Origin of the sequence: Halomonas beimenensis (assembly GCF_002549795.1) — a bacterium.
GTDB lineage: Bacteria > Pseudomonadota > Gammaproteobacteria > Pseudomonadales > Halomonadaceae > Halomonas > Halomonas beimenensis.
The window spans coordinates 2067360-2080772 of sequence record NZ_CP021435.1 but is presented as its reverse complement, the minus strand read 5'-3'; the positions used below and the strand labels follow the sequence as shown (position 1 = coordinate 2080772).

The 13413-nt window shown below is 72.7% G+C and carries 12 protein-coding genes; all 12 read right to left on the bottom strand.

The annotated features are described in order from the left end of the window. Positions 1–120 precede the first annotated feature (120 nt). Positions 121–357: a DUF2789 domain-containing protein gene (locus BEI_RS09845; RefSeq protein WP_097789359.1), complete on the bottom strand. Its 237-nt coding sequence runs from the start codon at positions 355–357 to the stop codon at positions 121–123. 73 nt (positions 358–430) lie between these two features. After that, on the bottom strand, positions 431–1489 hold the full coding sequence (locus tag BEI_RS09840; protein WP_097789358.1) for an asparaginase: 1059 nt from the start codon (positions 1487–1489) through the stop codon (positions 431–433). A 58-nt stretch (positions 1490–1547) separates the two neighbouring features. Further along, entirely contained in the window at positions 1548–2756 is a 1209-nt protein-coding gene (locus BEI_RS09835; protein ID WP_097789357.1) for an efflux RND transporter periplasmic adaptor subunit, read from the bottom strand. A 13-nt stretch (positions 2757–2769) separates the two neighbouring features. Then, the gene (locus tag BEI_RS09830; protein WP_227644438.1) at positions 2770–5127 is read right to left on the bottom strand and encodes an ABC transporter permease; all 2358 of its coding nucleotides are present in this window, start codon (positions 5125–5127) and stop codon (positions 2770–2772) included. Continuing rightward, positions 5124–5837, bottom strand: a complete 714-nt coding sequence (locus BEI_RS09825) for an ABC transporter ATP-binding protein (RefSeq protein WP_097789356.1) — start codon at positions 5835–5837, stop codon at positions 5124–5126. Before BEI_RS09825 ends, BEI_RS09830 begins: the two co-directional genes overlap by 4 nt. An 82-nt stretch (positions 5838–5919) precedes the next feature. Next, on the bottom strand, positions 5920–7140 hold the full coding sequence (locus BEI_RS09820; protein WP_227644698.1) for an MFS transporter: 1221 nt from the start codon (positions 7138–7140) through the stop codon (positions 5920–5922). Next, a complete protein-coding gene (locus tag BEI_RS09815) occupies positions 7127–7675 on the bottom strand; it encodes a hypothetical protein (protein WP_097789355.1) in 549 nt (182 codons plus the stop codon). The genes BEI_RS09820 and BEI_RS09815 overlap by 14 nt, the downstream gene beginning before the upstream one ends. 4 nt (positions 7676–7679) lie before the next feature. Continuing rightward, positions 7680–8183, bottom strand: a complete 504-nt coding sequence (locus tag BEI_RS09810; protein ID WP_097789354.1) for a hypothetical protein — start codon at positions 8181–8183, stop codon at positions 7680–7682. 69 nt (positions 8184–8252) lie between these two features. Continuing rightward, positions 8253–9560: a DEAD/DEAH box helicase gene (locus tag BEI_RS09805; RefSeq protein ID WP_097789353.1), complete on the bottom strand. Its 1308-nt coding sequence runs from the start codon at positions 9558–9560 to the stop codon at positions 8253–8255. A 131-nt stretch (positions 9561–9691) separates the two neighbouring features. Next, positions 9692–10282 (bottom strand): PqiC family protein, encoded by a 591-nt coding sequence (locus BEI_RS09800; RefSeq protein WP_097789352.1) that lies wholly within the window; start codon positions 10280–10282, stop codon positions 9692–9694. Continuing rightward, positions 10279–11961, bottom strand: coding sequence for an intermembrane transport protein PqiB (gene pqiB, locus BEI_RS09795; RefSeq protein ID WP_097789351.1), 1683 nt, complete (start codon positions 11959–11961; stop codon positions 10279–10281). The genes BEI_RS09800 and pqiB overlap by 4 nt, the downstream gene beginning before the upstream one ends. Beyond that, positions 11942–13300: a paraquat-inducible protein A gene (locus tag BEI_RS09790; RefSeq protein WP_227644437.1), complete on the bottom strand. Its 1359-nt coding sequence runs from the start codon at positions 13298–13300 to the stop codon at positions 11942–11944. The genes pqiB and BEI_RS09790 overlap by 20 nt, the downstream gene beginning before the upstream one ends. Positions 13301–13413: the final 113 nt, after the last annotated feature.

Below are 13413 nucleotides of genomic sequence, written 5' to 3'. Positions count from 1 at the left end.
TCTCCTTGTCGTGGCGAGGGCAGACGGGGCGACCGCCGGGGTCGGCTCGTCAAGCGCCCTGACGGGTCGTGCGGTGCAGTCTATCGCGCTTGCTCGCAGGGGTCTGCCCGCTTCAACGGATCAGGCCTTGCGCAGCGAGGCGTCCAGGTGATCGACGACCTCCGCCCAGTCGGCGTCCTCGGCGATGGCCTCGCGCAGGAACTCGGCCTGCCCCTCGTTCCAGCAGGGGGCGTCGGGCAGCTCCACCTCCTCGGGAATGGGGGCATGCCGCTCGAGGAAGCGCTTGATGGACTCCGGGTCCGAGGCCAGGCCGAGCTGCTCGAAGAGTTCACTGAAGGGGTGATCGGGGTGTTCCATGGCGGCTCTCCTGTCCCATCGCGGTGTATCCCCCACTCTAGTCCGACGCCCTCGAGCGGGGCAGGGCCCGGCTTCAACGCTCGGGGGGGGAGCGTTCCCCCACCAGCGGAAGGAGGAAGCGGCGCCGTCGTTCCGCCTCGGGGAGCGGCTGGGCCAGCAGGTGGACCAGCTTGGTGACCGCGGCCTCGGGCGTCATGTCGTCGCCGGACAGGACCCCGGCCTCGATCAGCGGGCGTCCGGCGGCATAGTCGCCGATGGCGACGGCGCCGTAGGGACACTGGCTGACCGCGGCCAACAGCTTGCCCTCGCCGCTGGCCCGGCCCAGCACGCCGGCCAGAGACGGATCGCCCGGCAGGTTGCCGCCCCCCCAGAGTTCCAGCAGGGCGCCCTGGACCCGATCGTCCGCCAGCCAGGCCTCGAGTTGCCAGGCGGTCATCCCCGGCCAGAGGACGATGCGCGGGACGGCCCCGTGGGCCAGGGGGGTGTAGTCCGGCAGCTCGAAGCGCGGGGCGCCGCGCTGCTGGCGCTCCAGCCCGCGGCCGGGGTAGAGCACGGCATCCTCGTCCACGCACTCGCCGAGCGGCGGGAGATTGGGGCTGACGAAGGCATCCGCCTCACGGGTCTGCCACTTGCGGCTGCGTACGCCCCGCAGCAATCGGCCGGCGAAGCACACCGCGACCTCCTGCAGGCGGGGGTCGGCGGCGAAGCGCAGGGCGACCTCGACGTTGGCCAGGGCGTCGCTGCCGGGCGCCTCCAGCGGTCGCATGGCCCCGGTGACCACGACCGGCCGGTCGAGCCCCTGGAGCTGGTAGGCCAGGCTGGCGGCGGTCCAGGCCAGGGTATCGGTGCCGTGAATGACCACGATTCCGGCATAGGTGGCGTACCGTTCGGCGATCAATCCCGCCAGGGCCTGCCAGTCGGTCGGCGTGGCGCTGCTGGAGTCGATCGGGGTCGCCGTCTCGAGGACCTGGAACTCGGCCAGGGCGGCCTGGCGTGCCGGCGGCAGGCCGGCCAGGGCGCGCCGCAGTCGGGCCTCGATGTCACGGCCCGGGGCGAGCCCCTCGGGGCTGTCGACCATGCCCAGGGTGCCGCCGGTGTAGATCACCAGCAGGGGAGAGGGAGAAGGCGTCATGTCGGCTCCGGGTGCTTGGCAATGGCGTCATGATACGGGCATGGACGCCCCAGGCAAGTCAGGCGCGAGGCGCCACCGCGATGCCGTCCTCGATCCCTTCCCCGGGATGGACGATGACCGTCTCTCCCGCCTCCAGCCCGTCGCTCACCTGGGTGACCAGCCCGCTCTGGCGGCCGATCTCCAGATGGCGCAGGCGGGCACGGCCGTCCTCGACCACGAAGGCGGCCCAGCGCCCGGCATCGCGGAAGAGCGCGCTGGTGGGGAGTTGCAGGACGTCCTCGGCCTGCCAGATCAGGAAGGTCGCCTCGACCCGGAAGCCCACCCCGAGCCCCAGCTCGGCGGGGGCCACGTCCTCGGCGAAGTCGACGATCACCGGCACCCGCTGCTCGTCGACCCCCAGCGCCGAGACCCGGGTGAAGCCGGCCGGCTCGATGCGTCGCACGCGCCCCCGCAACGGCGGGCCGCCCCAGCCGCCGATCTCCACCGCCATGCCCGGTGTCAGGCGCACGGCATCCATCGACAGCAGGTCCACCCGGACCTCCATGTCGGCGAGTCGGCCGATCTCGAGGATGGCCTCGCCTGCGGCCACGGCCCCCTCGCAACAGCGCATGCGCTCGAGCACCACGCCGCCCACCGGCGACGACACCTCGAGCCAGGGCGTGTCGTCGTCGCCGCGGGTGCCACTGGCCACCGCCAGCACCGCGCGTGCGCTCTCGACCTCGAAGCGTGCCGCCTCCACCCCGGAGGCGGCGGCCCGGGCCAGGGCGCGCTGGCGGTCGCGCCGGCTGGCGTAGTGTTCGAGCTCGGCGGTGGACACCAGCTGGCGCTCGTGCAGGCGCCGGTAGCGCTGGTACTCCGCTTCGGCGAAGCGCCGCTCGGCCTCGGCGGTCTCCAGGTTGGCCTCGGCGGCGTGGAGTCGGGCGCGGGCGGCCGAGAGGGCATCCTCCGCCTGTTCGCGGCTGCGGGCGTCGAGGGCCGGCGCGGGGCTGGGCTCCAGACGAAACAGCACCTGCCCCGGGGACACCGGGTCGCCGGGTTCCAGGGTGACCCGTTGCAGGTAGCCGTCGATGGGGGCGGAGACGTGCCAGGTATCGCGCAGCCGCGTCCGGCCCTCCTCGCGGACGCTGTCGGTGAAGGGAGCCGAGGTCACCGGGGCGGTGGTCACCGTCTCGGGAGCCGGGCGCAGGGCCCAGGCCAGCAGGCCGGCCAGGGCCAGGGCGAGCACTGCCCAGCCCAGGCGGACCAGCGTCGGGTGGGGGGGGCGCATGGGGTCTCCTTCGTCACTCCGGTGCCTTGAGCACCGCGATCATGTCCAGGCGTCCGAGGCGGCGCAGCATCAGCAGGCCGACCAGCGCCGCGGCGCCGAGGACCCCGCTGGCGGCGAGCGCCAGGGTGCGCGGGGTGAGCGCCAGCGGGATGCGGAAGAGGTCGTTGCTGACGGCCTCGCCGAGCAGCCAGCAGAAGCCGGCGCCCAGCGCCCAGCCCGGCGGGATCGCCAGCAGCGTGAGCAGCAGGATCTCCCCCACCAGTATCCGCGATACCTCGAGGCGGGTGTAGCCCAGGACCAGCAGCGTCGACAGTTCGCGGGCGCGCTCGGCGAAGCTGATGCGGGCGTCGTTGTAGATCACCCCGAAGGCGATGGACCCGGCCAGCAGCACGAAGATGGTCGCGAAGACCCCCATGGTCTCGTCCAGGTAGGCGCGCACGCCCCGCTCGGCCTCGTCGAGCAGGCCGATGCCGGCCACGGCGGGCAGGCCGTGAAGTTCGTCGAGCAGCGCCTCGCGACGGGCGGCGTCGACCAGCAACCAGGCGCCGCTGACGGCGGGCCCTTCCCGCATCAGGCGATTGAGGCCATCTCGGCTGAGGTAGGCGCCGACCCCGATGGGTTCGTCGACGAGCCCGGTCAGGGGCAGGGCGACGCGACGGCGATGCCCGGTCATGACCGCCACTTCCACCGGGTCGCCCGGCCGGTCGCCGAGCCACTCGGCCAGGTAACGGGTCAGCCAGAGCCCCGTGTCGGGCACCGGCCGGGGAGGCCCGGCGGCGACCACTCGGCGCATCCTGGGCCAGTCCGGCAGGCCCGTCAGCCGGGTCCGGTAGCGACGGTGGCCATGGCTCAGGGTCACGGGGACGGTGCGCCATGTCTCCACCCCGAGGACGCCGGGGAGGTGACGCAGTTCGCCGGCCGCCCTGGCGGGGACGGCCTCGGTGAAGCTCAGCTCGATGTCCATGCCCATGATGTCCCGGTACTGGCGGTCCACCATGCGCTCCACGGCATCGAGCTGCCAGGCCCCCATCATCAGCAATCCCGCCGAGAGGGCGATCCCGGTGATCGAGAAACTCGCCTTGACCGGGTGGCGGCCCAGATGGCGCAGCACGATGCGTGCGGCAGGCCCGCCGCCCGGCAGGCAGCGTTCCAGCCAGGTGCGTCGGAAGCGTTGTGGCGCGGGGGGGCGCATGGCCTCGGCGGGCGGACGGCGCACGGCCACCCAGACCGCCCGCCAGCAGCCGCCGAGCCCGGCCAGGCCCGAAAGGGCCAGCGACAGCACCATGGCCTCGATCGACAGTCGCAGGGGCAGGTCGGCGAAGCGAAAGTATTCCGCATAGAGGTCGGCCATCGCCTGGGCGGCACAGGCGGCCAGCCCCACCCCGAGGCCCCATCCCAGCAGCACTATCCCCCCGGCGAGGCCGGCATAGTGACGGGCGAGCTCGCCGTCACGGAAGCCGAAGGCCTTGAGGACGGCGATCTGCTCGCGCTGAGTCCGGATGGTGCGGACCATGATGACGTGGAGCAGGAAGGCCGAGACCAGCAGGAAGACCGTGGGCAGCACCCTGGCCTGGGCGCGCTGCATGGCCAGTTCCTCCTCGAGGAAGCGGTGGGACTGCTGATCATGGCGGGTCCCGGCGCCGGTGCCGCCGTATCGCGCCAGGGCCAGGTCCAGGGCATCGATCACCCCCTCGCGCTCGGCACCGGCCTGCAGGGTCAGGCTCAGCTCGTTGAAGGCACCGCTCATGTCGATGGCCTCGGCCAGGGCGCGGCGATTCATCCACAGCAGCGCATAGCGGTGGTAGTCGGGCACCAGGTCGGCGGGGCCGGCCTGATAGAGGAACTCGGGGCTGCGCGCCACCCCGCTGATGAGCAGCCGGATCCGCCGGCCCTCCAGGATGGCCTCCAGCGCGTCCCCGGGCGCCAGGTCGTGGGCCTCGGCGAAGGCGTCGCTGATCACCACCTGGTCCTCGCGGCCGGGCCCGGGCAGGCCGCCGCGCAGCAGGTGCAGGCGGTTGAGGACCGGCTGGCGCCCGTCCGGCAGGGAGAGGGCCCGGCCCTGGACCGGATCCTCGAAGCCGGCCACGGCGAGTCGCACCGGGGCGCCGACCCGGGACTCGATCAGGTTGACCCCGGGCAGCCGCTGCAGGCGGGTCACCAGGCCCTCCGGGGCCCGGCTGACGCGTGCGAACACCTCGGCATAGTGATGGCTGGCATAGAAGGCGGCCCGGGCCTCGGTCAGGGTCTCGATCATGCTGAGTGCCAGCACCAGGGTCATGACCCCGCCGGCGATGACCACGCCGATGGCCAGGACCTGGGTCTTGAGCCGCCACAGGTCTCGCCGCCGCTTGAGGGCCAGGGTGGCGCTCACCAGACCAGCGCTCCGGCGGCCTGGCGCTGCTCGGGGCGCGTCTGGGCCTCGAGGCGTCCGTCACGCAGGTGCAGGACCCGATCGGCCATCCCGCCGATGACCGCATTGTGGGTAATGATCGCCACCGTGGTGTCGGTGTCCCGGTTGACGCGCTCGATGACCTCCAGGACGCGGATGCCGGTGCGGAAGTCCAGGGCGCCGGTGGGCTCGTCGCAGAACAGCAGCGCGGGCCGCTTGGCCAGCGCTCGGGCGATGGCCACGCGCTGTTGCTCGCCCCCGGACAGCTGGGAGGGGAAGTGATCCAGCCGATGCCCCAGGCCGACCAGCTCGAGGGCGTCCTCCGGCGCCATCGGCGCCTCGCTGATATCGGCGACGATGGCCACGTTCTCCCGGGCGGTGAGGCTCGAGATCAGGTTGTAGAACTGGAAGACGAAGCCCACGTGCCGACGGCGGTAGTCGGTGAGCCGGCGCCGCGTGGCGCCGGACAGATCCTGGTCGAGGTAGCGCAGCCGCCCGGCATCGGCACGATCCAGCCCGCCGAGGATGTTGAGCAGGGTGGACTTGCCGGAGCCCGAGGCGCCGAGCATCACCACCAGCTCGCCGCGGGACAGGGCGAGGTCCACGCCGCGCAGGGCCGGCACCTCGACCTCGCCGGTCAGGTAGGTGCGCGTCAGTCCCCGGGCGTCGAGGACGATCTCGGGTGTCGCCATGGCCGGGCCCGTGTCGGGGAACACGGCTACAGCCTAGCAGGTGCCCGGGAGCTCACCCTTGCGCTCGGTCAAGGGGCGGGGCTCAACGCACCGTCAGGCGGCCCGCCTCGTCGGTCATCAGGCGCCGATCGCGCCCCGCGAGCAGGGCGAAGGCGCCGGCCGCGGCCACCACGCCCAGCAGCACGCCGCTGATGGTGGACAGCGCCAGCCCCAGGTCCAGCATGACGCCGACCCCGAGGGGGCCCAGGGCGGCCAGGGTGTAGCCGCCGCCCTGGACCATGCCCGACAGCTTGCCGGCGAGCCGCGCATCGGCGGTACGCAGGACGATCAGCGACAGGGCCAGGCTGAAGCCGCCGCCCTGGCCGAGCCCCAGCAGGATCACGCCTCCCCAGCGCCAGGCGAGGGGGCCCTCGAGCAGTACCCAGAAGCCGGCGGCGACCAGGCATAGCACCAGCGCCAGGGCGGGACGCTGGTCGCGCCCCAGGCGGGCCAGCCAGGGGGCGGCCAGGGCCGAGCCGAGTTGCACCATCACCGAGACGCCCATCAGCCAGCCCGCCTCCGCCTCGCCATGGCCCCGGGCGACGAGCAGGGTCGGCAGCCAGCCGAAGACGATATAGGCCAGGGAGGACTGGCAGCCCATGTAGAGGGTGACCTGCCAGGCCAGGGGCTGGCCGAGCAGGGCCCGGGTATTGCCGGTTCGCGGAGAGGGGGGCGGGCGCCGCACCGGGGTCGGCATCCAGGCCTGCCAGGCGGCCAGGGCCAGCGCGGCCAGGGCCGCCCAGCTCATCAGGGCTCGGGGCCAGCCGCCCAGGCCGTCGGCCAGGGGGATGCTCAGCCCGGCGCCCAGGGCGCCCCCGAGGCACAGCGCCATGGTGTAGACCCCGGTCATCAGGTCGGCGCCGGCGGGCAGCTCGCGCTTGACCAGGGCCGGGAGCAGGGTGCCCGCCACCCCGATGGCGGCGCCGACCAGCAGGGTGCCGGCGAACAGCCCGGCGGATCCGGCCAGGCCCCGCATGACCAGGCCGAGGGCCAGGACCAGCAGGGCCAGCGACAGGGTCCGTTCCGCGCCGAGGCGACGAGACAGCCAGGGCGCCAGAGGCGCGAAGAGGCCCAGGCAGAGCACCGGCAGGGTGGTCAAGGCGCCGATGGCCAGCAGCGGCAGGCCGGTCTGGGCTTCGATGCGCGGGAGCAGCGGGGCCAGCGACGACAAGGCCGGTCGCAGGTTCAGCCCCACCAGGATCATCAGGGCGACGAAGACCCCGGCAGAGGGGCCGAGCGCGCGGTGCCCCTCAGCGCTCTTCATCGTCATGGCGCCATTCCCTCAGGCGGCCGGGCTTGGCCGCCTCCCGGCGCCAGCGTTCGGCGAAGCGGGCCTCGTCCTCGAGCTCGTCGGCGGCGCGGAAGCTGACGGTTCCCGGCGGCGCCTGGTTCTCTTCCCGGGCGCGGTGGCGGATGGCGGAGGTGTCTTCGCTGCTGACCAGGTCGAGGGGGCCCTGGCCGGTGGCCTGGGCCACCAGGCGTCCCTCGTAGGCCCAGCAGCGCTGGGGGACCTGGGCGACGCGCCACAGGTGGCCCTGCCAGTGGGCCTGGCCGTCGGCCCCCAGGTGCAGGCCGTCATGCGCCGTCAGGGCGGCGAACAGGCGCGAGTTGAGCACCAGGCCGCCGCCGGGCATGCGCACCGGTCCGGCGTATTCGCCCCGGTGGAGGGCCGCGATCACGTCGTCACGCCTGGCCTCGGGCTCGATGCGCCCCTCGCCGCACAGGTGCAGCAGATCGCGGTCGACCTGCTTGATCACCCAGACGCGGATCGGGGAGCGGCCGAAGAGCTTCTTCCACATGGCGTTATTCCAGATGGCTGCGTAGGTCTCCCCTGACCTGGTCGATCAGGGTGATGAAGCGCGTCTGGCCCGGGGCATCGACTCGATCCACGCGGGCCACGCTGGCCAGGCCGCGATCCAGGCTGACCGCATCGAATACCTCGAGGGTCATGGCGTCGGCCGGGCGATCGCCGGGAGAGAGGGGGCCGTCCTCCAGGGTGAAGGTCGGCAGCAGGGCCGCCCGGATCCGGGTCTGGCCCTCGCCGGCCAGCACCCGACGCACGAACAGCCAGCCCTCGCAGGCCAGGGCGTGGCCGCCCTCGTGGGCCTGGAGGTACAGGGTCCGGTAGCAGGCGCCCTGGGCCGCGGCCTTCTCGGCCATGCTGCGGTAGGCCTCGACGGTACGTCGGGCGGGGATCCCCGCCGCCTCCATCTGCTGCCAGGCCGCCCGGTGTTCCCGGTCGAGGCGGTCCTGACGCTGGAAACGACGCCAGCGATGATAGTCGTGAAGCAGGGCATCAGAGTCCATGAGCCTTCCTTGCGCATCGGCGGGAGTGCATGATGGTCACATTCTCATATTCCGATATGAGTCGGCCACTCAGGCCTGTTGGCGGCCCTGGCCGCCCCGCCGGCGCCGGCGGGCCGGGCGCTGGGCGTCGTTGCCGTCGCGCGCTCCCCGGTCCTGCCGGGACCGGGCGCCGCCGTTGCCCGAACGGCCACGACCGCCGCCGCGCTTGCCGCGGCCGTTCTCGATGGGCTCCGGCTTGGCATCGGGGTCCGGTTCGAAGCCCGGCTCGACGTGCTTGACCAGGTCCCGCTTGATCAGCTTCTCGATGTTCTTGAGCAGCCCATGCTCGTCCACGCAGACCAGCGACACCGCCTGGCCGTCGTTGCCGGCCCGGCCGGTGCGCCCGATGCGGTGGACGTAGTCCTCGGCCACGTTGGGCAGCTCGAAGTTGACCACATGGGGCAGCTCGTCGATGTCGAGTCCGCGGGCGGCGATGTCGGTGGCCACCAGGACCTGCAGCTCGCCGGCCTTGAAGGCGGACAGCGCCCGGGTCCGCGCCGACTGGCTCTTGTTGCCGTGGATGGCCATGGCGGGGATGTCGCGCTTGCCGAGGTGTTCCGCCAGTCGGTTGGCGCCGTGCTTGGTGCGGGTGAAGACCAGCACCTGGAACCAGCGCTGGGAATGGATCAGGTGAGCCAGCAGGTCGCGCTTCTTCTCGCGATCCACCCGGTAGACGGCCTGGTCCACGGTCTCGGCGGTGGTATTGCGCCGGGCCACCTCGATCAGGGTGGGCGCGTCGAGGAGCTTGCCCGCCAGCGCCTGGATCTCGTTGGAGAAGGTCGCCGAGAACAGCAGGTTCTGGCGCTTCTCGGGGAGCAGCTTCAGGACCTTGCGGATGTCGTGGATGAAGCCCATGTCGAGCATGCGGTCGGCCTCGTCCAGGACCAGGATCTCCACGGCGGAGAGGTCCACGTGGCCCTGCTGGTGCAGGTCGAGCAGTCGGCCCGGCGTGGCCACCAGGATGTCGAGGCCGGGCCGGATGGCGTCCACCTGGGGCTGCTGGCCGACCCCGCCGAAGATGACGTGGGAGCTGAGGGGCAGGTGACGGCCATAGGCACGCACGCTCTCGCCCACCTGGGCGGCCAGTTCCCGCGTGGGGGTCAGCACCAGGGCGCGCACGCCGCGCTTGGCGGGGCGGCGGCCATCCTTCAGCCGCTGCAGCATCGGCAGGGTGAAGCCGGCGGTCTTGCCGGTGCCGGTCTGGGCGCTGCCCAGCAGGTCGCCGCCCTGGAGGACGGCGGGAATGGCCTGTCGCTGGATGGGCGTGGGGGTGGAATAGCCCTGGGCGTCGATGGCGCGCAGCAGTTCGGGGCACAGGCCAAGATCGGAAAAGGTCATGCGGTCTCCGCGGCGACGCCCCGGCCGCCCCCGCCGCCTGGGGCGGCGGGCCGGGGCCGGAGCGTGGAAATGGGGTGGGTCGCGGCGGTGGGGTCGGCCGCGAGGGTCGCCATTATGGCACAGCGGCGGCCTCAGCGCAGCCGGGGCCGAAGCGCCTCGGCGAGCTCGTCCGCCAGCCGGCTCCAGCTGCGTCCCAGGGCCCGCACCAGCGCCGGATAGCCGTCGCGGGCCAGGGGCGTGGCGACCTCGAAGGACGCCGCGTCCCGCAGGGCTCCCTCGGCGTCGAGGAGTCGCCAGCGCCCCGCCGCCACGGCATGGCCGTCCGGGCGGCCCTGGAAGCGCTCCACCGTGACGCGCAGCTGCAGGCCGTCGGCGCCGGCTCCGGCGTCGTCCTCCAGGACGACCCGGGTGTCGGGCAGGGCGATGGCCAGCCGATCCCGCAGCCGCCGCTCCAGCTGCCCGCCCAGGGGCTCGGCCCAGCGATGGCCGCTGGCCTCGTGCAGGGTCACGTCGTCCAGCTGGACGACGATGCCTTCCACGTCCAGGAAGGGAGCCAGGCGCAAGGGGCGCACCACCAGCGCCCGGGTGGCCTCGACGTCGGCCGCGGCCGCGGAGGGGGCCGGCTGGGGCAGGGCATAGCGGGTGGCCGGCTCGCCGTCGATGGCGCAGCCGCTCAGCCAGAGCAGGGGCAGGAGGGCGAGCAGCAGGGGAGACGGCATCATGGCGAGGTCCTGTCGGTCGGTGCCCGCGGCACGGGGTCGGCGGCGTCCAGGCGGTCGAAGAGCAGGGCGCCGGGGGCGTCACCCAGGCGGCGGGCGGAGGGTTGCAGATCGCGCAGCAGGCGTTCCAGCTGGTCCAGGGTCTCGGTGAGATCCCGGTAGGCCGGGGCGCCGGGGGAAAGGCCGGCCAGGGTGTCGCGCAGCGCCGCGAGGGTCGAGTTGAGATTGCCGGGGAGGGCCCGGGCCCGGGGGTCGTCGAGCAGGGTCTGGAGGCCGGCGGTCAGCTCGCGGACCTCGCCGAGCATGGCTTCGGAGGTGGCCAGGTTACGCGAGAGGCCGTCGAGGATGGGCTCGACCTCCAGGGCATTGAGCTTGTCCAGCAGGGTGGTGACCTGGGCCTGGATCTGGGCCAGCCCCCCCGAGGTGGTGGGGAAGACGGGGCGCTGGGCGAAGGTCTCGGGCGCGTGGCTGCCGGCCCGCTGGGGGTCCAGGGTGAGATCGACGAACAGCGCCCCGGTCAGCAGGTTGCCGCTCTTCAGCGAGGCACGCAGCCCTCGCTGGAACAGCCGGTCGAAGCGTTCCCGCCAGGCATCGAGGTCCAGCGTCTGGCTGTCGATGCCGAGTCGCTGCGGCTCGATGCGGATCAGTACCGGGATGGCGAGCCGCGCGTCCCGGTCCGGCTGGGGGGCGGTGAAGTTCCAGGGCACGCTGGCCACGGTGCCGATCCGGACCCCGCGAAACTCCACCGGGGCGCCGCGGCCGAGTCCGCGGACCGTGTCCTCGATCAACAGCACGTATTCCAGATAGCGGTCGAAGGTTCCCTCCCGGGCGCTGTCCTCGTCGGCATAGAGGGTGAAGGTGGTGTCGGGGTCGGCGATCACCCCGCGGGGCAGTTCCTCGGGCACGCCGAAGGTGACGCCACCGGCAAGCATGGCCTCGAGGGATTCCAGCCGGGCGCGCACGCCCTCGGAATCGAGGCGCAGGTCGATGCCGCTGGTGGTCCAGAAGCGGGTGTTGGTGGTGACCAGACGATGGTAGGGACTCTCGATGAAGATGCGGTGATGCATCCGTCGGGTCTCCACGTCGAAGGTCGCCTCCTCCACCCGGCCCACGGTGAAGCCCTGGTAGGTGACGGGGTCGCCCACGTTCAACGAGCTGCCCACCCGGCTGAGCAGGTTGATCCGCAGGCCTTCGGCTCCGGGCGGGGCGACCGGCGGCTTCTCCTGGACGTCGAAGGTTCGCGCCTCTTCCTCGCTCTCGCCGGGCTCGAGCTGCAGGTAGGCTCCCGACAGCACGGTGTTGAGGCCGCTGATGCCCTCGCGTCCGATGCGCGGCTTGACCACCCAGAAGTAGCTGTCCTCGACGAGCATCGGCGTGGCCTCGGGGGTCATGCGTGCCTTCAGCACCACCCGGGACAGGTCCTCGGACAGGGTTACCGACTCCACCCGGCCGATCTCCACGTTGCGGGTCTTGATCAGGGTGCTGCCGGCCTCGATGCCGTCGGCGCTCTCCATGGTCAGGGTGATCAGCGGGCCGCGGCTCATGTAGGTGTCGTAGACCAGCCAGGCGCCGATCAGCAGGGCCACGATGGGCACCACCCAGATGGGGGAGAGCGGGGCCTGGCGGGTGGCCCGGGCGCGATGCGCCTCCTCGGGCGCGTCGTCACGGGGCGTGTCGTTCATGCGGGGCGTCCTCGTCCTGAGCGGGGCGGTGGGGATCGTCCCAGATCAGCCTGGGGTCGAAGGTCATGGCGGCCAGCATGGTCAGCACCACCACGCTGCCGAAGGCCAGGGCGGCGGGCCCCGGGCCGACCGCCATCAGGTTGCCGGCGCGGATCAGCGCCACCAGGATGGCCACCACGAAGATGTCGACCATCGACCAGCGGCCGATGAACTCGGTCAGCCGATACATGCGGGTCCGGGCCAGGGCGTTGAACTCATGGGCGCGGGGGGCGACCAGGCACAGCCAGGCCAGGGCCATCAGCTTGCCCAGGGGGACGATGACGCTGGCCACCAGGATCACCAGGGCCACCGGCCAGGAGCCCATCTCGATCAGCTCCACGATGCCGCCGAGGATGGTGGAGGGGTCGCTGCGTCCCAGGCTGGTGGTGGTCATGATCGGGTAGACGTTGGCCGGCACGTACAGCACCGCCGCGGCCGCGAGCAGCGCCCAGGTGCGCTGCAGGCTGTGGGGCAGCCGGGCATGCAGGGGCTCGCCGCAGCGCCGGCAGTGGCCGTGGCCGCCCGGCTCGAGGCGGTTGACCAGGCCGCAGGTCGGGCAGCCGGTCAGGCCCTGGGGCGCCGCGGTGCGCCCGGTCCGGCTGCCCTCGGGAGCGGGGGGCTCGCCGGCCAGGGCGAACCATAGCCAGTCGCGGTCCACCGACTGGGTGGTGGCGAGCAGCAGCACGACGAAGGCGACGAAGGCCCAGAACGCGGGCCCCAGTTCGATGTGGGCCAGGCCGGCGATCTTGATCAGGCTGACCAGCGCGCCGATGAGGAAGACGTCGGCCATCATCCAGGGCTCGAGATGGGCGAGGGTGCGGGCGGTGGCGCGGCTTGCCGGCAGGGGGGCGCCTCGCAGCAGGCCCGCCTGGAGCCAGACGACGCCGAGCAGGTAGAGGGCCGGCAGCACCAGGGTGGTCAACAGCACGGCGACGGCCACCAGCGGCGCGTGCTGGCCGATCAGGTCGGTGGCGGTCTGGCTGAGCTCGATCCGATGGCCCACGCCGCGCACGCTGAAACCCAGGAAGGGGAAGCTCAGCGCCAGCAGCAGGGCCGCCAGGGCCGCCAGGGCCAGCGCCAGGCTGCGCTGGGCCGGATAGCGGTGGCGGCGGACCTCTACATGCCCGCAACGGGGGCAGACCGCCTGGTCGCCCGAACGCAGCGGGGGCAGGGCCATGAGCCAGTCGCACTCGTGGCAGGCGCGCAGCCGCCTGAGGGTGGGCCGGACCTCCGGCGGGGCACGATCGACGAGCGGCGCCTGCGGTGACAGGGCGACATGGCGAAAGGCCGGCCTTGGCACGGGGTGGCGTCCTCCTGACGACGGAACGGGATCTCTTGAGTGTGTCACGTTGACGCAGGGGGCACCATAGTCAACCATGCGGCCTTCGGATGTCCCGAATGTACTGATGGAGA

Excerpts from the sequence above, each read along its gene's own strand:
- BEI_RS09845 (WP_097789359.1), bottom strand. The coding sequence starts at position 357 with ATGGAACACCCCGATCACCCCTTCAGTGAACTCTTCGAGCAGCTCGGC.
- BEI_RS09840 (WP_097789358.1), bottom strand. The coding sequence starts at position 1,489 with ATGACGCCTTCTCCCTCTCCCCTGCTGGTGATCTACACCGGCGGCACC.
- BEI_RS09835 (WP_097789357.1), bottom strand. The coding sequence starts at position 2,756 with ATGCGCCCCCCCCACCCGACGCTGGTCCGCCTGGGCTGGGCAGTGCTC.
- BEI_RS09825 (WP_097789356.1), bottom strand. The coding sequence starts at position 5,837 with ATGGCGACACCCGAGATCGTCCTCGACGCCCGGGGACTGACGCGCACC.
- BEI_RS09820 (WP_227644698.1), bottom strand. The coding sequence starts at position 7,140 with ATGAAGAGCGCTGAGGGGCACCGCGCGCTCGGCCCCTCTGCCGGGGTC.
- BEI_RS09815 (WP_097789355.1), bottom strand. The coding sequence starts at position 7,675 with ATGTGGAAGAAGCTCTTCGGCCGCTCCCCGATCCGCGTCTGGGTGATC.
- BEI_RS09810 (WP_097789354.1), bottom strand. The coding sequence starts at position 8,183 with ATGGACTCTGATGCCCTGCTTCACGACTATCATCGCTGGCGTCGTTTC.
- BEI_RS09805 (WP_097789353.1), bottom strand. The coding sequence starts at position 9,560 with ATGACCTTTTCCGATCTTGGCCTGTGCCCCGAACTGCTGCGCGCCATC.
- BEI_RS09800 (WP_097789352.1), bottom strand. The coding sequence starts at position 10,282 with ATGATGCCGTCTCCCCTGCTGCTCGCCCTCCTGCCCCTGCTCTGGCTG.
- pqiB (WP_097789351.1), bottom strand. The coding sequence starts at position 11,961 with ATGAACGACACGCCCCGTGACGACGCGCCCGAGGAGGCGCATCGCGCC.